The following is a 20,045-nucleotide window of genomic DNA, read 5'->3' as shown; positions in this document are numbered from 1 at the left end:
GTCTTATGACCAATATGCACCTAGATCTTTTTCATTATCATCTTAAGGTTATCGATCATCTCTACGTTAGTCATCTCTCCCGCTTCCATATCGAAGTTATCGTAGAAGCTTGGCACCGACATAGAGCCTTTAACATCAGCATCAAAGTAAGGTGCAGAATTTACCGCTGACGACAACACAGAACTTGCACCACCAGGGCCTGGTGATGTGGAGAGCATAACAACAGGTTTGCCTTGATAAACTTTCATGTCGATGCGTGATGTCCAATCAAACACATTCTTAAAGGCTGCGGTGTATGAACCGTTGTATTCAGCAAAAGAGATGACCACAGCATCAGCTTCACCAATCTTGGTAAAAAAGCGCTGCGCATGTTGATGAACGCCGGACTCTTTTTCTCTGTCTTCACTGTAAATTGGCATCTCGAAATCATTGAGGTCGAGCACCTCGACTTGCGCGCCTTCGACTAAACCTGCTGTGTAAGCTGCAAGTTGTTGGTTAATTGATGTTGTACTGTTAGTCGCGCCAATCGCTAATACTTTCATTGTTGGTTCCTAATTCATTTGTATCACCTTTCCACATTCATGGTTTCAGAGGCGATTGTCTGTGTATTTAGATTGGGAATGATAATAAAACCTCAAGTTAACTTGAGGTAAAGCGATATTTTTAAAAAATAGGAAATATTTTAAAAACGTTTATAAAGCAATGCATTACAAAAGGATAACTTTGGGGTTGAGGAAATAAGCACACCCAAAAGAGCAGTAGGTGTGCCTTATCGAAGTGCTGTTTACTTAAGTTGGTTTAGTGGACTGACGCCAGAATAGGCAACTCCCGATAGCTCTGCCATTTCGCGATTCCATGTTGCTAAATCGTGAGGGTTAAATTGATTCAAGTGATCATGCCCACACGCTCTCGCCATCACTTGCATTAATTCTGTCGACGCCTCGAAGAAGTTTTTAAGCTGATTCGATGCCTTCTCGACATTTAAACGCTGGCGTAAATCGGCTTTTTGAGTCGCGATACCCGCTGGGCAATTATTGGTATTACACATTCGGGCGGCAACACAACCTATCGACTGCATGGCACTGTTCGAGATAGCGACACCATCTGCGCCAAGCGCCATCGCTTTTACGAAGTCCATCGGAACACGAAGCCCACCAGTAATGATTAAGGTGACTCTGTCACTTACGCCTTGCTTGTCTAGATAGGCTCTGGCACGAGCAAGCGCTGGAATGGTCGGCACACTAATATGGTCTCGGAACATTTCTGGCGCCGCCCCAGTACCACCGCCTCGACCATCCAAAATGATGTAATCGGCACTGGCATCAAGCGCAAACTGAATGTCTTCTTCGATGTGATTAGCACTTAACTTAAAGCCAATCGGGATACCGCCTGTCACCTCTCGAACTCGATCGGCGAAATTTTTGAAATCCTCGACGGTTTTTAGATCAACAAAGGTGGGTGGGGAAATCGCGGCTGTACCCGCTTCAATGCCACGCACCTCTGCTATCTTGCCAATGTTCTTCGCGCCCGGTAAGTGCCCGCCCGTTCCGGTTTTAGCACCCTGCCCACCTTTAAAATGGAAGGCTTGGACGTTTTTAAGCTTGGATTCATCGTAACCAAACTGAGCACTCGCTAATTCATAAAAGTAGCGAGAGTTCGCAGCTTGCTCTTCGGGCAACATACCGCCCTCACCCGAGCAGATGCCTGTTCCTGCAAGTTCAGCACCTTTCGCCAAGGAGACTTTTGCTTCTTCAGATAGCGAGCCAAAACTCATGTCCGACACAAACAAAGAGATGTTCAATTTGAGCGGTTTTTTCGCTTTTGGCCCAATAATAAGCTCAGTACCAACGGGCACATTTTCCAATAACGGCTTGGTCGCCATTTGTGCAACCATCACTTGAATATCATCCCAGTGAGGTAATAGATATCTTGGGACGCCCATTGAAGTCATTGGCCCATGATGACCCACTTTGGACAAGCCATCTCGTGCTAATTGATGAATGAACTCGACTGTGGGCTCTTCTTTGGTTGCAGAAGCCGCAGGTGAGAGATCGGGGGTTGCCGCTTGGATATGAACATCAGGGCCTTCTTGACCCACTTGCTCAGTCGTAAACTGTTTATGGGTGCCATCGCAAAAAGGGAGGTTGTTCGAATACTTACAGCGACACAGATAAGCGTCGCCGCTTTCCTCGGCCACGAAACTCTTTGGTTTGAAGCCCGTTCCTGCATGAGAACCATCACAAAACGGTTGGTTTTTCGATTTGCCACAGGTACAGAAGTAATACTCCTCGCCCTCGGTTAGCTCGACCTTAACGGGCTTGTTATCCGCTATTACTGGATTCTTCATAGTTCGTTCACCTTTTCTTTCTTATGATTTGATGACTGAAGCGATGACTTGCTCACAAGAGTAAAGTAAAGGTGAGATACGCAGCTAATTCAATAAATGAGCCAGAGAAAACAAGCTTAATAAACAGCCCAAAAACAGAAGTCTTGCTTGTTCAACACAAACAAAAATGGCCACCGAACCGGCAGCCATTGTGTTTTAAATCTTAGTCTAAGCTAAACGTGAAAGGTTAATCGAATAACTCGATGACCAGCTTGTTGTCTTTAATCACAAGATTAGGTTCCGATGACTTGAACAATGACTCTTGCACCTTGTTACTATCCAGTTTGTATACTGGAGATTGAGACAAAGCAAAACCGATCATAGAAACGGCAGGTTTAAGTAGCTTCTCTATCTCAGGAGAAAGCTGCTTTCCCTTCTCCTCAAAGCGCTCAAGACGCAGAGACTTTAAGTAGACCTCACCACTCTCTTTGTCGTATTCGGGAATTGCGCTGAATTCGATATCCAGATCTAGCCCCATGTTTGGCATGTTAAACACTTGAACCTTTGCATTGGTATTCGCCAGAACAGACACTCGCTCGGCATCAGTTCGACCAATTTGCACCGCTAAGTCATCAACCGCCACTTGCGCATACATAACGTTTTGCACACCGACTTCTTGCTCTAACATCACCGAATCTTGCAGGTAGTTCGTCATTTCTTGTTCAGTAACGCTATAGCTAACACAACCGCCTAGCACCAGCGCAGAAGCTGCCAAAATGAACTTCTTTGCTACGTTAATTATCATCAATATCAGCCCTTTATCGTTAGTGATTAGCGCGGAGTTTACTGTGTGGTCATCAATAAACAAAACAGTAAAAACACGATATTCGTGAATACCTTTATTAATAAGCATAAATATCAATAAGTAAAGCACCAGATTAGCTTTCCCGCTTGAGATAATGACACTTGTCAGCCAAACACCATCAGATTTGTGTATTCGAATTAATTGAGTTTTGCTTCTAAGCTTATGGGATATTTAGGGGGCTTACTGTAGGTTTCATCATGGAGTCGAAACATGAAGAGTGAGCACAATGCCATCAAAAAGAGTATCACCTGAGCCTAAAACTCGTTCTGTGATTCTGCTATGTAACACCACATGCCTGCACCATAATCAGTGGGTAGATGAATTGCGCCTCCATAACTGGGAAGCTCAAATTGCAGAAACGACCGAGCAAGCCATTCACTTACTCAACACCCGCAGCGACAGCTACTCACCAATTTTGATGTCTTGTCTAACATCATCCTCGATCGACAAGCAATGTGAACAAATATCAACGCTCAAGGTTCACTTTCCAAATTTAAAAGCAATCGCTATCTGCAACCAACCACCAAGCCGCAACTTATCGATCATTAAGCAAACCTATTGGGATTATTACCATCTACCTATTGATACAGAATGGCTTTGTCGAAATTTAGGGCATGCGTATGGCATGGTAGACACCAAACAACACAAACCTAAGCCTGATTCGTGCCATGAATATCAATTGGTGGGGCAATCCAGCACCATCCAACAACTGAAAAAGAAGATAACTAAGATCGCTAACAACGATTTTCCAGTACTGATTCAAGGGGAAACAGGAACAGGAAAAAGCCTATGTGCGCGTTTGATACATGAAGCCTCAGATCGTAGCCAGAAACCTTTTATCGCAGTAAATTGCGGCGCAATTCCACAGTCACTGATTCACTCAGAGTTATTTGGTTTTGAAAAAGGCTCATTCACGGGAGCAAACAAACGCTACGTCGGACACGTGGAAAGAGCGAATGGTGGCACACTATTTTTGGATGAGATCGGCGATCTTGAGCTGTCACTACAAACTTACCTGCTCCACTTTCTCGAAAATAGCTCGATAGAGCGACTCGGCAGTAATAACCAATTACCCGTAGATTGCCGTGTAATTTTCGCCACCAACGTCAATATCGAACAAGCCGTTGCTGCGGGTAAATTTCGTAAGGATCTCTTTCATCGGATCAATGTACTTCCATTGGACCTAGTACCACTCAATGATCACAAGGAAGACATTGAAGATTTGGTTCGATTTGAACTGAAGCACAATTACGCATCCAAAACCAAACTGCCTAGTGACACACTTGAGCAAATGAAACAGTACCATTGGCCGGGCAATGTCAGAGAGTTATTCAACTGTATAAAAAGGGCGATTGTTCTTTCGAATTCAAACGCGCTCTCTACTCGTCATATGGGGATTCAATTGAAAGATGCGTCGCCCGACACTGAGAGTGACACTCGACTTTCCTCAAAAAATGTTCGTCGTGTGATTCAGCAACACCATTACAATATTTCCCAATCAGCTAAAGCGTTGTCTATTTCTCGGACAACCTTATATAAGCTAATTAAAAAACATCAAATAGTAATTTAAGTCGCCTAGTTAATTAATTACCTAACAAATAAAGCAGCCTAACGAACTAGGCTGCTTTAGAAATTAAGTGAGTACAACTAATGAAAGTACTTATGGCTCAGGTACAGTAAATGGACAAACATCACAGGTTGCAATGTTCGATGTTTCCATAAATGCTTCTTGCAAGAACAACGAGTCAAACGTTGCTGTTACTTGATTAGATAGCATTCCGTCTACTCCAGTTGGTAACACATTTGGCGCATAGGTTTTGCTTACTTGTGTACAAACTTGACCAATCGCATCACCAAAGTTCGGTATCCACTCACCCTCACCCGTTTTACAAGCAAACAGTTCTGGGTCGGCACTTAATGCACTACACATATTACCAGCACCACATGTGGTCACATCCTCAAGATCATCACAAGGTAAAGCGAAGTCGAGGTAATAACTGCTGTTGACGACTTCGGTAGGTAAGTCAGAACGGCTCAAAGAATCATCCTTAGAATCCACCAGCGATTCAATGGCCAATGGAATATCACCGGTATTACATATTTCAACATCATAGGTTTTCTTAAGCACAACTTGACCGCTATCAACTTCTAAGAAGCTATTACATACCTTAGAAATCTCAACCATTGGACTCAAATCTATTGGCGGACAATTGTAAGCCACGGGAGCTTGAGCATTCACGATAAGCCCGTCAAGATCCACTGAACCATCGATCACGCCGACGGCACCATTATTTACAGACAGGTAATTACCCATGAATGAGAATGACTCACCGACGCTCCACACTTCATCACCGTTACCCACCACTGGAAGCGCACCTAAGATTGGTGACTCCGATAAAAAGGCCACTTCGTAATCACCATTAGTGCCTAACGAACCAGGGCCAGTATTGGTAACCGTCACGGTGTAGTCGATGTTGAACATGCCATCAACCGTAAAACTGGTTGTGTTACAAGTCGCCGCTATGCTGATACTACATAAACTAAATGAACCGACAACGAAGTCAGCCAAAGACGCATCAATCGAACGGGAAGCTCGTGATTCCACTAAGAAGCTACTAAAACAAGGGATATCCTCAATACCAAACTCATCATTCAATAGTGCAGATAAGTTCAGGCGTCCTTCAACAAAGCTCTCCGTCGGAATAGACGTAGTTTCACCCGTTTTAGCTAGATAATCCCAACCTTGTACATTGGGTAGAGCAATTGCCCCGATAGAATCATCATTTGAAATCGCACATATCTTCTCGACACCGACAGCACCACTGCCACATCTTGCACCAACAAAATCATTAGATTTAGGGTCTCCAGCCGTCTGGAACAGTCTGGTCATGTTGTCAGTCACATCACCATTATTCAAATCCCATTGCAGCACTTCAATATAAGGTTTACCACCACTGGCTTGCGGAAAAGAAATCAAGACCAATATGTCTCCATTGACGTGCTCGCCAACGAAATCACCTTTTGTCGCTCCTGCCGGTAATCCTACTTGATCTTGCAAGAACCAAAAACCAATGTACATATCACCATTGTTCGCATATCGGTCGGCACCAAAGTAAATCAGCAAGTCACCTTCGCTTTCAAAAGCTGCGGCATACGCATTAGTAAAGTCATCTTTTGGTTGTGGTGACGCCGTACGGAATGCCCAATCTGTAATGTCGGAATCATCTTTTGATCCACCTTTCCAAAAGATTTGGTCGATACCATTACGGTCTTTTTCGAAAAATTCTGCAATCCCAACCATGCTGTTGGGGTCATTTACATCGTCCCAATCAATACCACTATTATCACTGGTCGCGTTACCATCGAGTTCCATCACATCAACAGTAGCCCACGCCAACTGAGGACTACTAAACAACAGAAGCACACTAAGTAAATAATTTATAACCTTCATGTTCTCTCTCCATTTGTTCATACTTATGCTTTTAAGGTTTTCTTCCATGCCCAAACTGGAGAAAATCCTTTAGCAATTCGTAGGTTCGATAGAGCATATCCCAAGCCAACTTCAACTAATTGATTTGGTTGATGTTTATATATTGAAGGCACACCTTTCTTGGACGTTTTGTTATCATTTGTCCATAAACCAGAGATTTGACCAAATAATCAAGGACTTGAAAGGGTGAACAAAGTGTCTAAGTCAGACATCTTTAGAACTTTGATTCGAGAAGAGTGATCTTTAAAAGGTACAATAGCGTAGCCATTCTAAGATTATCGAATAACAAGCGATTGAATTGAAGGGTGCCGACTTAACAGGCAACTGAAGGTTCTTCTAGCTAAGCCACAGGCGAATAAACAATGACACAACTGACGATATTTTATGATGGGACTTGTCCATTGTGCGCAAAAGAGATGGCGGCACTTGCCAAGCATGATATCGAGAATAAGATTCAAACCATTGACATCTACAGCGAATCCTTTTCAGACTACCCTCAGATTGATGCGGACGCAGCCAACACCATTTTGCATGCACTGGATGAGAACGGCAAAGTGCTGTTAGGTTTAGACGTGACCTACCAAGCGTGGCGCTTAGTAGGAAAAGGTTGGCTATATGCTCCATTGCGTTGGGCGATATTTAAGCCAATCGCAGATTGGTGTTATTTACGATTTGCCAAGAACCGATATAAAGTCTCTTTCTGGCTAACTGGAAAATCACGCTGCAACGGAAACAGCTGCATTAAATAGGATTGAGTTAAGACATGCCGCTGGCGACTTTGTAGTAAACGATGCCAAACAGAGCTGCGAACACCAATACCGTAACGGCCACTTTCAACCAAATAAATCTCATGCTTTGTCCTTTTAATTCTGTTTACTGTTTCGCGAGACAAGTTACCACAACAAAACGTTCGGTTGTGTAATGATTGGCAGAACTTTGTAGTGAGTCTTGATAACTAAGTGAGAACCTTTATGTCGGCAAAAGAGAGAAACCTTCCCACACATCGAATTTCTAGATTCAGTAAGTTTGCCTCATTGGCGACAAGGGTCGCGGGCAACGTGCTAACGGAAGGCACCAAGCAGCTTGCACAAGGCAACAGACCCAAAGCAAAAGACTTACTGTTAACGCCACAGAACATTGCTCGCCTGACCGATCAACTGGCGCACCTACGTGGCGCTGCGATGAAACTGGGGCAGATGCTATCAATGGATGCGGGCGATGTTCTAGAGCCAGAATTAGCCGACATTCTTTCTCGCCTGCGCTCCGACGCTGACCCACTGCCAACAAAGCAGCTCAATCAAGTCTTAGAGAGCTCGCTTGGGCACCAGTGGAAAACCGAATTCCTTTCCTTTAGCTTTAAACCGATTGCCAGTGCGTCTATCGGACAAGTTCACCAAGCCTATAGCGATGCCGGGGACAAACTCGCCGTCAAAGTCCAATACCCAGGCATTAGAAAAAGCATCGACAGTGATGTAGACAACGTCGGCACACTGCTCAACATTGTTGGCTTGATACCAAAGTCGGTCGACTACAAAGGCTTGTTAGAAGAGGCAAAAAAACAGCTCCATGATGAAGCGGACTACGCTCGAGAGGCTGGCTATGCAACTCGTTATCACAATGCATTAAAAGAGCACTCTCACTTCGTCGTACCTAAGATTCATCCGCAAGTCTCTTCAGAATCCGTGCTCGCCATGGACTTCATCGAAGGCGTCTCTATAGAACAGATAGAAAGTTACGACCAAGACACCCGTGACTTTGTGATGCACAGCTTGCTTGAGCTTCTATTCAGAGAGTTGTTCGATTTTAAGATGGTGCAAACCGATCCCAATTTCGCTAACTACCTTTACGTTGAAAACACCCGACAAATTGGCTTGTTAGATTTCGGAGCAACACGTGAATACAGTGACCGCTTCAGCGAAGGTTACCGCTTAGCCTTTTCGTCAGTGATTAATAACAATGAGCAAGGGCTCAATCAAGCGTTAGAGCAAATTGGATTCTTCAGCGAGACGATTCTTCCCGATCAACGTCAAGCTATTTTAAACCTCGTAAAGATGGCCTGTGAGCCGATGTTGGTTGACGAAGACTACGACTTTAGAGCCAGTGGTTTGGCACAAAGGCTTCGTGAAGCAGGCACCATATTGAGCATGGAACAAGAGTATTGGCACACACCACCAGCCGATGCGCTGTTCCTGCACCGAAAAATTGGTGGCATGTATCTGTTAGCAGCTCGCCTTGGTGCGAAAGTGAATATCATGCGTCTAGTAGATCCTTATTTGCTAAGCGATAACTGACACTATTCTGGTCTTGAAAGTGATCATTTCAAGCCGTTCAACAGTAGTAACAGTTACGCCAACTAAAATGAGGCACACCTATGGAACATTCACTGCTGCGCTCCACCGCCCTAATCGCGAGCCTCACGAGTTCATTCGCTTTTTCAGCTAGCTGCCCAGAGATACTCAACGGAAAACAAAGGCTGTTAAATTCAAACGAAGAGATTGAACTGTGTGAAGAGTTTCAAGGTAAGGCTTTATTGATCGTGAATACGGCAAGCCAATGTGGTTTCACTCCTCAGTTCGAACAACTAGAGCAGCTCCATCAAACCTATAAAGACCAAGGCTTCACGGTTGTTGGTTTCCCAAGTAATGATTTTCGCCAAGACAGAGGTAGCGAGGAGCAATCCGCTAAAATCTGCTACTTAGATTATGGCGTCACCTTTCCGATGATGGCGCGTGCATCAATCTCTGGGCCAGAAGCAAACCCAGTCTTTGCCGAAATCCAACAACAAGCAGGCGTCAAACCTAAATGGAATTTCTATAAGTTCTTGATCAGCAAAGAAGGTAAAGTGGTCGCAACCTTCCCGAGTTCTACATCGCCAACCAGTACTACCCTTAAAACCGCTATCGAGCAGCAGTTATGAAGTCAGATTACATGGGGACAACTCAAACACGTAACACCATGGCCAAACTCGGTTATATGGGGTTAATTCCGTTTTTATTCGGTCTCCTCCTTTCGCTCACCGACAGCCAATTTATGGGGATAAGCGGTGAAACGCTCTTCATCACCTACAGTGTGGCGATTTTAAGCTTTCTTTCAGGGATCTTGTGGGCAAACGGCATCGAGAACTTTGAAAGCCAATCAAGCAACAAAGCGCTGCTGCTAAGTAATGCGATAGTGCTCGTCGCATGGTTGGCAGTGTTGCTTGGAGAGCAAAAAGAGTTTCTCACTACCCTAATTCTCATCATTGGCTACATTGCGGTTTGGCGAGCTGAAAGGTCAATGAGAGAAGAGAATCAGAGCCAAGGCCCAGATGGCTACTTTGATATGAGAACTCGGCTCACCTCTAGTGTCGTGTTAATGCACGGTATCGTGATGCTGACCTAGAGCTACGAGACTGTCTTTGATGTGTATGCCTTTAATTTAGTTAAGCGCCTTTGATTAAAAACCGTTGTCAACAATCTAGATGATGAGCTGCATCACTAACCTCGGCTCATCATCACCAAAGTAGTTTTCTTCTTGTTTGATCGTAGAAAATCCCACCGACGCGTAGAGCGCGCAAGCGGATGTGTTATTTGGGTCTACAGTGAGTAAAAGCCTAGCGTCTCGGGGCAGTTGCTCAACAGCCTGTTGCATCAGTTTCCGGCCAAATCCCATACCACGATAGTTCGGATCTACCGCTAATGATAAGACCCAAAACTCATTATGCTTGTCCGTGGTTGTCGTTAAGGCATAGCCCGCAATCTTTGAGTCTTGCTTAGCAACTAATAAGCCTTTTCCCCAGCAATCAAATGCCTGACGAATAAAAAATTGCGGATAGGCATGGTCACCAAACAAAGCATGTTCAAGCTGGTAAATTTCAGCCAATTCCTGTTTTTCCGCACAGACAATATTCATAGATAGACCTTAAAAGATTAACGATAAACTAGACAAGCAAAATGAGAACTACTGTCGACTCACCAACAGATTAGCACCGGATAGAGCAAGAAAAACCGAGCACGCTTTGTTGAAACGCTTGGCCATTTGAGGTTTTGAAAACCAATTTCGTAGATATAAACCAAAGGCTGCATAGATGGAAATCGCGAGCATTTCTAATACAAGGAACGTGCTGCCTAAAACAAAGAATTGAGTATTTACGTTCGCTGAAACATCGACAAATTGAGGTAGGAATGCAGTGAAGATAAGTATCGCTTTGGGGTTGCCAGCAGCCAGTGCGAACTCTTGTTTAACAAGACCAAACCAGTTCTTATTTCGTTCAATATCCGCGACCGGACTGGCTTGTGAGCGCCAAAGATTGAAGGCGATCCACAACAGATACATCGCGCCAAATAGCTTGATAAGGAAAAACAGAGTTTCAGAGGTATAAAGCACAACAGCTAAACCGGATGCAGCCAAAGCAATCATGCCAGAAAAAGCGAGGATTCTTCCTAAGCCAGCGACAAAGGCGGCCTGAAATCCGTAACAACGGGCGTTGTTCATTGATAACAAATTGTTTGGGCCCGGTGTCATGTTGAGCGCAAAGCAAGCCGGGATAAACAGTAGCAACTTCCATATTTCCATTGGTATTTCCTAGTCTCAATATGCCAAGGTTATCGTATCATTAAATGAGATATGACCTTTTATAGCAGCTATTAAAACCAGTACCAATCCTACTGTCGTATCCTTTCAACTAATTCTCAAAAAATTTCTCGTACTCTGGTGTCGCTAAGTTTTCTGCAATCCCCATTTCACCCACTATATAAATGGCACTCGCAAGAGTCTCTATGGTTTGGTTAAGCTCTCTATCGGGCACTTCACCAACAACAGGAACGGGCTGACGTACAGATGTTGAATTGCAGACTACGCTTTCACAAACGATGTTGTGTTGTTCCTGTTGAGAAACTTCTGGCGGCTTGAAATCCTGTGAATTGAAGTCGGGAGCAGTAATACCCTTACTTGAAAAATCAGAGGCGCTGTATGAGGCAGCTGAAAACAGAGACAAGAGCAGCATCCACTTATTCATAAATCTTTCCATGGTTAGTATTCACTGAATTTATAAATACTATCTAATTCGAGTCGTTATGAACAGTGTTTTATTGTTGAAGATAATTATGTAGCTAAGTGCCGATTACCCGCTGTACTTGGGATGACATGAATTCAACTCACATGCGAATGCTTACCTAACATAAACTTATCGAGTAGCGGCTGTGGTACAGGGATAATAGAGTATCGAATGAAGGCAACTAACGTCACTATCGCCACAAAACTGCCTAAAACAAAATCATGCACATCAACCAGCACCCAACCAAGAACCCTATCACTGACAATCGCAAATAGACCGATACTCACCGCGACTATCCATTTACGGTGATCATAAGGTAAATATTCCATCTTTTGGCTCACGATATAGAGCAGTGACAGCCTCACGATATAAGTACCACAAAGCACCACCACCACACCCCACACTCCATAAATCGGTGCCACAACAAAGTAGCCAATCGCAGCCAAGATCGCACAGCCACCTTGAATCCACATTTGTGATTGACTTGAATCGCCACTAAAGCAGCCTAAATTGAGGTAATCGCCTGCGCTTTTGATAACACCAATCACAAGCAAGGCCACGACGAGAGTACCAGCATAGTGATAGCTGCTAGGCAAAATTAATGAGATGAAACCAGGAACGGTTAGAATCATCAGGATCCCTAACACGATGGCAAGGTTAACGCCGACTAAGGCTCTATCTGCACAAATTTTACTACCGCCAAGCTGCTGAAGCATAGCTACTCGGTTCGGAAACCACCAAAGTGCATAAGGCTGCAACAGTAAGCCTAGAATCAACGCAAACTTACCGCTGACCGCATAAATCGCAAGCTCTTCAACGCCGACGAAACTCGCCATCACCCAACGGTCTAGCCCTGTAATCATGTAAATCGAAGCACCACCGACTAACGTGGGCAATCCAAATTTTAGGATCTTAGCGGAGTACTTGAGGCTGCCAATTGAGCCCATCTCCTGCCATTGATAACGCAGTAAACACAGCATCAGCAGCACACTCGAAACAGCGGAAGATATTAGTACACCATCGATGCCATAACCCGCTTCAAGCAGCACAAACGTCATTGCAGCTTGCACACTCGCCTTCAAGACATTGAGCATGCAAAAACGTTTTGCCATCGCATTCATTCGCATCAGTGTTAACGGGATAGAAATCGCACCATCGAGCATGGTCGGTATCAACAGAAGTAGGATTTGATAGGGTTGGAACTCGACGGGCAGCATCAATAACAGTAGCGGCATGCTAAGTGCAATTAAGCTCCCCCCTAACACACACACTAAGACACTCAATGTGAAACAGTTAGAAACCAATTTCCTCTTTTCTTCCCCCTCAGCGACGCCAACATATCGATACATAGCCTCAACAATCCCAAAGCTAAATAGGATCGTCCCGATATCAGCCAACAAGACAATGGCTTCTAAAGAACCGTATTCAACCAACGTCATCTTATGGGTGATATAGGGGACCATCACGAGTGATATCCCTTTCATCATCACAATGCCAATGGCGTAATATGCGGACTGTTTTAGTGACCCCATAGCAGGCACCTATTCCTTACAATGCAGGCATTAGGAAACTCTTAAAGTCCCCAAGTAGATGTCGGAACGTTCGTTTTTGCGGAGCCAAAACCAACGAACGAATACTGTATGAGATGGCCAGTCGGTTTATTTGTAAGCCTCGATAATAGTCAGCGTAGCCTTCCAGTATTCTCGCCTTTGCTATTTTGAAACTTGAAGAGGGTAGATTCCATCGTTGACTATCATCTTGGTAATGTTGAAGAATGGTCTCTATCGACTGCAAATTTCTCAATTTAAGATTTTCAGTTTGGGTAACGGAACTCGCTCTCATCAAGTAACCAACCTGCACGGAGTTCAACGCACCAATCTGATGGTTTTCACTCATTCGAAGCCACAGCTCCCAATCTTCCCCATACTTAATATCAGCATTGAAACTGCCTGTTTGAGAAAACACATCCGCTCTCACCATGACCGTCGATGTCCCAATCACATTGTTTTCAATAAGGAACTCTAGCGGGTTCTCGATATTGATGAATAACTCGTCTTGGCCTTGAAACTGCGACCAATAACTAAAGCAATCGACTATCACTTGGTAGTCTTCCGTAAGGTGCTCGTAATTGGTAAAACTCATCGCGAGATCAGGGTATCTTTGATGAAATTCAAGCTGGCGTTCCACCTTTTCGGGAAACCAAAAGTCGTCAGCATCTAAAAACGCAATAAATTCTCCCGTCGCCTTTTCGATACCAAGGTTTCTTGCTTGAGGAGCCCCGACACCCAAGGTTGATAACTTGACGATACGATCATCATGGATTGACGCCAGGTAAGTCGACGTACCATCATTACTATTATCATCGATAATGATTAATTCTATGTCTTGATGAGTCTGCTTAAGCACGCTACCAATTGCCTTAGGCAGGTAATCCAAACAATTGTAGGTAGGAATAACAACACTTACTTTAGCCATAATGACGCCCTCAGATTTATACGTTATATGGCTAACGTTGCATGTTCTATGCCGAGAGCACCTTGCGATAAAATCACTTCTAGATCAGTCTCCTACGTGCCCATTCCCAAAATGACGACAAAACACAACCGGTCAAAAAACCTACAACCTCAATTTGATTTTCAATTTGAGAAAACGGACTACTTCTAGGTGGGTAACCTTCAGGAAACCATTGAAATGCCCGCCAAAGCTACGATTTGATCTTGGTTCGTATCTTGCTTTATTGGTTATTACCTTGGCTTGATAGCTTTAATCACATGGATTTGAGGAGCAAAGAATGAAGAAAGTAGCATTTGTGGCGCCAACCTACCCTGTACTCAGTGAGACCTTCATTCAAACAGAAGTCGACTCTGTGAAAGCCTGTGGGCACGATGTTTGTGTAATGACGTTCAAAATTGAAAACAGCGAAAAACAGTTCGACTACGACATTGTCGAGATAGGTAAAGATGTTCGGATGAGTAAAGTCACCCACATTAATTGGATAGGGTTAATCAAGGCTGCCTCATTTATTTCTAAGCAAACCAGCATGCCCAAGAAGTCACTGTTCGCTTATGGCTTTAAATTAGCGCTGCAACTCGCGGAAAACGACGTCGAACACGTTCATGCGCATTTCTGTCAGCACACCGCAGCTCACGCTATCGTCGCGGCAAAACTGCTGAATATCACCTGTTCGTTCGTTGCTCACGGCCATGATGTTTACGAGTTTGCTTATGATATTGAACACAAGATTTCATCGAGTGATTTTGTGGTTGCAGTATGTAAAGACATGCTCGCTGACTTCAACACCATGGCGAAAGGAAACATTAAGCTCCTGCACTGCGGAGTTAATACCAAACAATTCCAACTCAACCCAAAAACCGAAACCAAGCAACTTCGCTTTGTTTTTCTTGGCCGATTAGTGGAGCAGAAAGGCATCCACCATCTTATTGATGCACTAGCGCCGATTGCCGAACCTCTCGACATTCATCTCGATATCATCGGTACTGGCGATTTAGAGCAACAATTAAAATTGCAGGTCAAAGAGCAAGGACTCACTCGAAACGTGACCTTTCTTGGTGCCAAGTCTCACGAATGGGTGAAAGAGAAACTGTCGAACTATGAGAGCCTAATCGCGCCCTTCTGCTTTTCCGAAACAGGGTGTGTTGATACCGGGCCACTGGTTTTAAAAGAAGCGATGGCCGTTGGTACGCCTGTCATCACGACCAACATCATGGGATGCAAAGAGATCGTCTCACCTGAAACAGGTTTTGTGGTTAGCGAAAAGAACGTTGAGGAATTAAGAGAAGCGATTGAGCGTTTTGCGCAGTTGAGCAGTAATGATAAAGCGTCAATGGGATTGGAGGCACGTCAGAGAGTGAAAGACAGTTTTAATTCGATAAAACAAGCTCAACAATTATCTCGCTGGATAGAGAACCCAGCTCAATAAGGATTAACTCAGGCAGCTAAGCATCACAAGAACAAAGCACCATAAGAAAACTGAGCACAACAAGATCAAAAGAGCGCTACACCAATTTGAAATGTAACGCTCAACTTAGCACTGCCCAATGATGGAGACTTATGCTTTCAGTGACTTTCATTAAGAAGCCTAGCTAGCCTGCTCGCAATGCCAAAATAGACTCAATATCTTCGATGTCACGATATTGAGCGAGTTGTTGCTCTTTCGATGAAATCGCCACAATAGACATTCTATCGGCCAATTCGTTGCCTTCAATCCCAACGTGTCCGTTCACATGGTAGATGGTGATTTTTGAAGCAAGTTCTTGGTAGAGAGCATACGCAGGCTTAATAATATCGAGGTTTTTGATCTCGCCTCCCGACTTGGTCCAGCCCTTTGTCTCCCAACCCGTTGCCCACTTAGTAATGCAGTCTATCGAGTACTTAGAATCACAATAAATCGCAACAGAGAGGCCTGCGTTTAACTTCTCTTTCGCAAGCAAAAACGCCTGTTTAAGGCCATGTAACTCAGCAGTATTATTGGTACCAACAGGTTGATACAAGCCATACCATAATTCGGTTAACTGGTTGTTTTGGTATACCGCTAAACCCGTCCCCGCTTCACCAGGGTTTGGCTCACAAGCACCATCAGTAAAGATCTTGATATCAAAAGGCATATCAGTGATTTGCTGCTCTGAAAGAGGCGGAACCTTTGCTTTCGTCGCCTTCCCCGCAGAGCTTGGCTTTGTCGCTGTAGAGCCTGACACAGACGACGTTTTACCACCGAAAGCAGACTCAGCCTCGCCTAATGTTGGAAACGATTTATATCTCGCACCAGCGAAGCCATCGACTTGCGATTTACACTCGTTCCAAGTAGTAAAAATACCCGGTGTGCGACCTTTCCAAACCACATAATATTTCTTAGCCAAACTAACTCCTTACCAAAACCTAAACACACAAACAGTGAATCAGTACATTAGATGCCACCACGCTATACGTTGCAAGGTCTATCACTCTAAAACAGGTCTAAAAAAGCTTCGTTCATAACTCACGATACAATCAACTTCGTCCGCAAATTCAAACGCTTTAATACACTCAGCATCGCTCAGAGACTTAACCCGATACTCTTCATAGGCAGCCAAGCTTTCAAAGGTAAACAGCGCCATAGCAATATTGTTAGCACCTTCCGACGGTAAGAAATAACCATTGTGTTGGCCCCCGAATTTAGCGACCAGAGGAATCCACATTTTTGCGTATGTCTCGAACTCATTTACCTTTTTGGGATCAATCACATATCGAACATAACAAGTAATCATATTTATACGGCCCTTAAATTATGGGATAAAGTTGAAGTTGAAGCTCACGAGAAAAGGTAATCAACCGCGACAAGGTTATAAAACAAAAACACACCCATACTGACGCCGATCGTAAGTAACACATTGCGTGTTTTCCAAATCAGTAAGCCAGTCACCACCGCGCCTATCAAGTAAGGGTTTTCAAGGCTTGGCCAAAATGTTTGTTCAGGATCAAATACAATTGGCCCCCAAATCGCAGTCAACACCGCTGGGCTTGAATAGCGCAATAGGCGCCTTGCGGTTTGATTGAGTCGAAGCGGGATTGCAGGTTCAAGAAACAGATACCGACTAAAGAAAACAATCGCAGTCATGAGGAATATCGTTAACCAAATCATCTCTATTTACCCTCCGCGATTGGCTTATTGTTATTGTTTCGTTCTTGAAATGACTCGCTGAAAAAGCCCGCTAACATGCCTGCAATCGCTGCAATCATCAGCCCGCCTTCAACATTGTTGACCGACATCGCGACCGAGGTGACCAATGAAACAACCACACACACCACGACGGGTAGAGTTCGGATTAATGGAAAAACCAACGCGATAAACGTTGCGGCTACCGCGAAGTCGAGACCGATTTCATTGAGTGACGGGATTTGGCTTCCCGCGACAATGCCAACAAAGCTCGCGATATTCCAAACAAGGTAAAAACCTCCACCTACACCCGCGGCATACCAACGATTAAACTCTTGCTGAGACTGCCCACTACAAATCGCAAACAGCTCGTCGGTGAGCCAAAATCCGAGTAATAGGCGCCAACGCGCAGGAAGATGACTGATTTTGTCTCGCATCGATACGCTATACAGAAAGTGCCTTGAGGTGATGAACAGTGTGGTCAACAACATGGTCCCTAAACCAATACCCGCTTTGAACATACCCGCTGCGACAAGTTGCGCTGAGCCAGCAAATAAAATAGCCGACATCGCTTGAGCTTGCAGTTGATTCAACCCAGCATCTATCGCATATGAGCCTGCGAGAATCCCCCATGGGATAACCGCAATGCTCAAGGGCATTCCCGCTAAAACGCCCTTCCATAACTGTGTTCGTCTATCCATTGTTTCATTATCCATATAATTCTTTTCTCTCCCACATTAGCTATTCAATTTAAGAAGAGTTGAGTCGGTTCGATTGTACAAACTTGCTCGATTTAAAGACTGAATTAACGTGTCCGATTTAGAGCATCTTGATGTATTGACTGATACTCGCTCTTTGGTCAGAAACTTGGTTTGAATCGCTTCTGTAACTAAATCAGATGAATCGTTCTTTAGTTTTCTGTTTCCTTTTTTGCTATGCCCAGGAATAAGAGACGCTAGATCTTTACCTGACTCGTAATAGAGCTTTTTCCAATCAGCTATCGTTCTGGATGACGGGACCGAAGTTTTCTTCAATAGGGCATACTCTTCCAAGAGCTTGTCTAGGTTTTTGGGCGTCCAACCTCCTTTTACGCGCCTTTCCAAATAACGAATTAGATCCAAACGAAACAATGCCGTCTCTTTGTTTGGCAAGTCACCAAATGCCAATTCAAGATTTTCGTCTTCTGCTAAAAATTCTGTCGATAGCGTTTTATCATCAGCTACATCATTGTCGAAGCTATTAAATTCATCACTAAAACCAAAGAGATCATCACTCATTGGCTAGCACCAAACAGAATTTTCTAAATCAAATTTTTTCTGATTAAAGTCTGTTTGTATTTCACCTGAAGATAGCCAGCACAAAGCTGCTGTTAGTGTTTCATCTGGGGAGATTTTAAGTTGGTGTGAAAGATGATGAAGGGTCACGCTTCTATTAGCTTGAACAAACTGAAGCACATGTTTTTGAATATCAGTGATTGTACGAATCCCTGAATAGCCATGGAGTAATTTAAGGTTACTAAGTAGAAAACCAGTTCGAATCTGCTTCTCGGTCACTAAGATGAGCTTTTTTCCATACTCAGCTTGAGCGACAAGCTGCTTTTCTTTAAACCTTGCTCGAAAATCTGGTTTAAGGATCTGACTTGAATGCTTTACTTCAATCAGAGAAGGCGTATCTATGCTATCGAAAAGCTGAAAGTCTGGTGTGTAGCGGCAGTAGCGCCCATTGAAGTAGTACTCAAACCCATGTGGCTGAGATTCATATCTGACTATTTGAGGATTGTATTCAGCATGAAAACAAAAATCATACTCAAGCATGGACATTGTTCGAACAACTGAGTCATTTTTCAAACTCATGAATTTACAAATGTTGTGAACAGCTGATGATTTTTTGGTTTGGTCGTACATAGCAAAAGCACTTTTGTTGTAAACCTACAACAAAAAATAGACCATGAAGACTTAAGATGCAAATAAGAAGAGAAGCCTGCAATTTATGCGAACATATATTGCAGGCTTCATTGTCGCTGAAACCATAAGGCGTCCAACCAACCAATTAAATTTCAATAAGTTACATAGCAACCAAAACCATAACACGTCCAAATTTAAAACCATAAGATGTCTTTTCTATAAGTTTCAACGAAAACACTAAAGTTAAATGTAAGAAAGTTACACAACACTCGGAACAGCTACAATTTGCTATGAGTAGAACTTAATAATTAAGGTACGACAGAATCGCTCGGTGATCACAAGCATAGTGAGCATGTGTGAAACACACTTTTGGACACTTTCGAGCTAGAAAGTGCCACGGGTAAAATTCACACACGGGTAAAATTCAACTTGAGAAGTTCTTGGACAAAAGCTACTTAGGTATAAAACTCTAATTAGCTCCCCTGATATTACTTTTTTTGATCAAAAATGGGGTTTATTTCAGTTGCTATTAAGCATTTTTCGAATAGATATTCAAAAATTGACAATTTACTAGTTCCGTCATGCTTTCCCTAGTAAAGCACCAATGCTTAACCTTCAGTACCGGTACCTTCGTATCCAAGCAAAGTTCTTTTACATATTTTTAATAAAAAAGAAGCCTCCATGTTGAGGCTTCTTGGTTTCCACACTTTAACAACTAGCGCGAGTGACAAAGGTGATATCAGATATTGTCACTCAGGTTGTTTGTACCTTC

General features: G+C 43.7%; 21 protein-coding genes. 6 read left to right on the top strand and 15 right to left on the bottom strand.

Going from position 1 to position 20,045, the window contains the following annotated elements; translation table 11 throughout:
- Positions 1-20 precede the first annotated feature (20 nt).
- From ACED45_RS18510 to ACED45_RS18500, 3 genes are all read right to left on the bottom strand, one after another.
- Complete coding sequence (locus tag ACED45_RS18510) at positions 21-542, bottom strand: NADPH-dependent FMN reductase (RefSeq protein ID WP_108083148.1); 522 nt, start codon at positions 540-542, stop codon at positions 21-23.
- Positions 543-784: 242 nt separating this feature from the next.
- Positions 785-2,347, bottom strand: a complete 1,563-nt coding sequence (locus ACED45_RS18505) for a glutamate synthase-related protein (RefSeq protein WP_371714694.1) — start codon at positions 2,345-2,347, stop codon at positions 785-787.
- A 226-nt stretch (positions 2,348-2,573) separates the two neighbouring features.
- Positions 2,574-3,131: a DUF1439 domain-containing protein gene (locus ACED45_RS18500; RefSeq protein ID WP_371714704.1), complete on the bottom strand. Its 558-nt coding sequence runs from the start codon at positions 3,129-3,131 to the stop codon at positions 2,574-2,576.
- A 286-nt stretch (positions 3,132-3,417) separates the two neighbouring features.
- On the opposite strand from ACED45_RS18500, the gene ACED45_RS18495 reads away from it, so the two are divergent.
- Positions 3,418-4,761, top strand: a complete 1,344-nt coding sequence (locus ACED45_RS18495) for a sigma-54 interaction domain-containing protein (protein ID WP_371714693.1) — start codon at positions 3,418-3,420, stop codon at positions 4,759-4,761.
- A 90-nt stretch (positions 4,762-4,851) separates the two neighbouring features.
- Here ACED45_RS18495 and ACED45_RS18490 read toward each other — a convergent pair whose 3' ends face one another.
- Positions 4,852-6,642 (bottom strand): hypothetical protein, encoded by a 1,791-nt coding sequence (locus ACED45_RS18490; protein ID WP_048658216.1) that lies wholly within the window; start codon positions 6,640-6,642, stop codon positions 4,852-4,854.
- 401 nt (positions 6,643-7,043) lie between these two features.
- Between ACED45_RS18490 and ACED45_RS18485 the strand changes: the two genes are divergently transcribed.
- The 4 genes from ACED45_RS18485 to ACED45_RS18470 all read left to right on the top strand — a co-directional run bounded on the left by ACED45_RS18485 (position 7,044) and on the right by ACED45_RS18470 (position 10,062).
- The gene (locus ACED45_RS18485; RefSeq protein WP_102432873.1) at positions 7,044-7,430 is read left to right on the top strand and encodes a thiol-disulfide oxidoreductase DCC family protein; all 387 of its coding nucleotides are present in this window, start codon (positions 7,044-7,046) and stop codon (positions 7,428-7,430) included.
- A gap of 222 nt (positions 7,431-7,652) precedes the next feature.
- Positions 7,653-8,972 carry an ABC1 kinase family protein gene (locus tag ACED45_RS18480; RefSeq protein ID WP_371714692.1) on the top strand — a complete coding sequence of 440 codons (1,320 nt, stop codon included), beginning with the start codon at positions 7,653-7,655 and terminating at the stop codon, positions 8,970-8,972.
- A gap of 80 nt (positions 8,973-9,052) precedes the next feature.
- A complete protein-coding gene (locus ACED45_RS18475) occupies positions 9,053-9,598 on the top strand; it encodes a glutathione peroxidase (protein ID WP_371714691.1) in 546 nt (181 codons plus the stop codon).
- Positions 9,595-10,062, top strand: coding sequence for a DUF3429 domain-containing protein (locus ACED45_RS18470; RefSeq protein WP_371714690.1), 468 nt, complete (start codon positions 9,595-9,597; stop codon positions 10,060-10,062). Before ACED45_RS18475 ends, ACED45_RS18470 begins: the two co-directional genes overlap by 4 nt.
- A 75-nt stretch (positions 10,063-10,137) precedes the next feature.
- On the opposite strand, the gene ACED45_RS18465 is transcribed toward ACED45_RS18470, so the two are convergent.
- From ACED45_RS18465 to ACED45_RS18445, 5 genes are all read right to left on the bottom strand, one after another.
- Positions 10,138-10,572 carry a GNAT family N-acetyltransferase gene (locus tag ACED45_RS18465; RefSeq protein ID WP_108020314.1) on the bottom strand — a complete coding sequence of 145 codons (435 nt, stop codon included), beginning with the start codon at positions 10,570-10,572 and terminating at the stop codon, positions 10,138-10,140.
- Between the two features lie 48 nt (positions 10,573-10,620).
- Complete coding sequence (locus tag ACED45_RS18460; RefSeq protein WP_017089636.1) at positions 10,621-11,235, bottom strand: LysE family translocator; 615 nt, start codon at positions 11,233-11,235, stop codon at positions 10,621-10,623.
- A gap of 109 nt (positions 11,236-11,344) precedes the next feature.
- The gene (locus ACED45_RS18455; RefSeq protein WP_048658209.1) at positions 11,345-11,677 is read right to left on the bottom strand and encodes a hypothetical protein; all 333 of its coding nucleotides are present in this window, start codon (positions 11,675-11,677) and stop codon (positions 11,345-11,347) included.
- A gap of 134 nt (positions 11,678-11,811) precedes the next feature.
- Positions 11,812-13,248: a lipopolysaccharide biosynthesis protein gene (locus ACED45_RS18450; protein ID WP_102530472.1), complete on the bottom strand. Its 1,437-nt coding sequence runs from the start codon at positions 13,246-13,248 to the stop codon at positions 11,812-11,814.
- 16 nt (positions 13,249-13,264) lie between these two features.
- Positions 13,265-14,191, bottom strand: coding sequence for a glycosyltransferase family 2 protein (locus ACED45_RS18445; protein ID WP_371714688.1), 927 nt, complete (start codon positions 14,189-14,191; stop codon positions 13,265-13,267).
- A 316-nt stretch (positions 14,192-14,507) separates the two neighbouring features.
- Here ACED45_RS18445 and ACED45_RS18440 point away from each other — a divergent pair, with 316 nt between their 5' ends.
- Positions 14,508-15,656, top strand: a complete 1,149-nt coding sequence (locus tag ACED45_RS18440) for a glycosyltransferase family 4 protein (RefSeq protein ID WP_108020311.1) — start codon at positions 14,508-14,510, stop codon at positions 15,654-15,656.
- A 163-nt stretch (positions 15,657-15,819) separates the two neighbouring features.
- Here ACED45_RS18440 and ACED45_RS18435 read toward each other — a convergent pair whose 3' ends face one another.
- The 6 genes from ACED45_RS18435 to ACED45_RS18410 form a co-directional block, all read right to left on the bottom strand.
- A complete protein-coding gene (locus ACED45_RS18435) occupies positions 15,820-16,593 on the bottom strand; it encodes a ribonuclease H1 domain-containing protein (RefSeq protein WP_371714687.1) in 774 nt (257 codons plus the stop codon).
- An 81-nt stretch (positions 16,594-16,674) separates the two neighbouring features.
- Positions 16,675-16,980, bottom strand: a complete 306-nt coding sequence (locus ACED45_RS18430) for an NIPSNAP family protein (RefSeq protein WP_048668997.1) — start codon at positions 16,978-16,980, stop codon at positions 16,675-16,677.
- A gap of 44 nt (positions 16,981-17,024) precedes the next feature.
- A complete protein-coding gene (locus tag ACED45_RS18425) occupies positions 17,025-17,354 on the bottom strand; it encodes an AzlD domain-containing protein (RefSeq protein ID WP_371714686.1) in 330 nt (109 codons plus the stop codon).
- A 2-nt stretch (positions 17,355-17,356) separates the two neighbouring features.
- Entirely contained in the window at positions 17,357-18,085 is a 729-nt protein-coding gene (locus ACED45_RS18420) for an AzlC family ABC transporter permease (protein WP_371714685.1), read from the bottom strand.
- A gap of 21 nt (positions 18,086-18,106) precedes the next feature.
- Positions 18,107-18,646: a hypothetical protein gene (locus tag ACED45_RS18415; protein WP_371714684.1), complete on the bottom strand. Its 540-nt coding sequence runs from the start codon at positions 18,644-18,646 to the stop codon at positions 18,107-18,109.
- Between the two features lie 3 nt (positions 18,647-18,649).
- Positions 18,650-19,273: a TnsA endonuclease N-terminal domain-containing protein gene (locus ACED45_RS18410; RefSeq protein WP_008220689.1), complete on the bottom strand. Its 624-nt coding sequence runs from the start codon at positions 19,271-19,273 to the stop codon at positions 18,650-18,652.
- Positions 19,274-20,045: the final 772 nt, after the last annotated feature.

The organism is Vibrio crassostreae, assembly GCF_041439375.1.
In the GTDB taxonomy this organism is placed as follows: domain Bacteria; phylum Pseudomonadota; class Gammaproteobacteria; order Enterobacterales; family Vibrionaceae; genus Vibrio; species Vibrio crassostreae_D.
The sequence above is the reverse complement of the archived record's forward strand: the minus strand, read 5'-3'. Positions and strand labels throughout refer to the sequence as shown.

What these genes read in the sequence shown, in the direction of transcription:
- ACED45_RS18430 (WP_048668997.1), bottom strand. Translation starts at nt 16,980, where the DNA reads ATGATTACTTGTTATGTTCGATATGTGATTGATCCCAAAAAGGTAAAT.
- ACED45_RS18490 (WP_048658216.1), bottom strand. Translation starts at nt 6,642, where the DNA reads ATGAAGGTTATAAATTATTTACTTAGTGTGCTTCTGTTGTTTAGTAGT.
- ACED45_RS18470 (WP_371714690.1), top strand. Translation starts at nt 9,595, where the DNA reads ATGAAGTCAGATTACATGGGGACAACTCAAACACGTAACACCATGGCC.
- ACED45_RS18500 (WP_371714704.1), bottom strand. Translation starts at nt 3,131, where the DNA reads ATGATAATTAACGTAGCAAAGAAGTTCATTTTGGCAGCTTCTGCGCTG.
- ACED45_RS18475 (WP_371714691.1), top strand. Translation starts at nt 9,053, where the DNA reads ATGGAACATTCACTGCTGCGCTCCACCGCCCTAATCGCGAGCCTCACG.
- ACED45_RS18505 (WP_371714694.1), bottom strand. Translation starts at nt 2,347, where the DNA reads ATGAAGAATCCAGTAATAGCGGATAACAAGCCCGTTAAGGTCGAGCTA.
- ACED45_RS18510 (WP_108083148.1), bottom strand. Translation starts at nt 542, where the DNA reads ATGAAAGTATTAGCGATTGGCGCGACTAACAGTACAACATCAATTAAC.
- ACED45_RS18460 (WP_017089636.1), bottom strand. Translation starts at nt 11,235, where the DNA reads ATGGAAATATGGAAGTTGCTACTGTTTATCCCGGCTTGCTTTGCGCTC.
- ACED45_RS18495 (WP_371714693.1), top strand. Translation starts at nt 3,418, where the DNA reads ATGCCATCAAAAAGAGTATCACCTGAGCCTAAAACTCGTTCTGTGATT.
- ACED45_RS18425 (WP_371714686.1), bottom strand. Translation starts at nt 17,354, where the DNA reads ATGATTTGGTTAACGATATTCCTCATGACTGCGATTGTTTTCTTTAGT.
- ACED45_RS18440 (WP_108020311.1), top strand. Translation starts at nt 14,508, where the DNA reads ATGAAGAAAGTAGCATTTGTGGCGCCAACCTACCCTGTACTCAGTGAG.
- ACED45_RS18450 (WP_102530472.1), bottom strand. Translation starts at nt 13,248, where the DNA reads ATGGGGTCACTAAAACAGTCCGCATATTACGCCATTGGCATTGTGATG.
- ACED45_RS18410 (WP_008220689.1), bottom strand. Translation starts at nt 19,273, where the DNA reads ATGTACGACCAAACCAAAAAATCATCAGCTGTTCACAACATTTGTAAA.
- ACED45_RS18480 (WP_371714692.1), top strand. Translation starts at nt 7,653, where the DNA reads ATGTCGGCAAAAGAGAGAAACCTTCCCACACATCGAATTTCTAGATTC.
- ACED45_RS18415 (WP_371714684.1), bottom strand. Translation starts at nt 18,646, where the DNA reads ATGAGTGATGATCTCTTTGGTTTTAGTGATGAATTTAATAGCTTCGAC.
- ACED45_RS18455 (WP_048658209.1), bottom strand. Translation starts at nt 11,677, where the DNA reads ATGAATAAGTGGATGCTGCTCTTGTCTCTGTTTTCAGCTGCCTCATAC.
- ACED45_RS18420 (WP_371714685.1), bottom strand. Translation starts at nt 18,085, where the DNA reads ATGGATAATGAAACAATGGATAGACGAACACAGTTATGGAAGGGCGTT.
- ACED45_RS18445 (WP_371714688.1), bottom strand. Translation starts at nt 14,191, where the DNA reads ATGGCTAAAGTAAGTGTTGTTATTCCTACCTACAATTGTTTGGATTAC.
- ACED45_RS18485 (WP_102432873.1), top strand. Translation starts at nt 7,044, where the DNA reads ATGACACAACTGACGATATTTTATGATGGGACTTGTCCATTGTGCGCA.
- ACED45_RS18465 (WP_108020314.1), bottom strand. Translation starts at nt 10,572, where the DNA reads ATGAATATTGTCTGTGCGGAAAAACAGGAATTGGCTGAAATTTACCAG.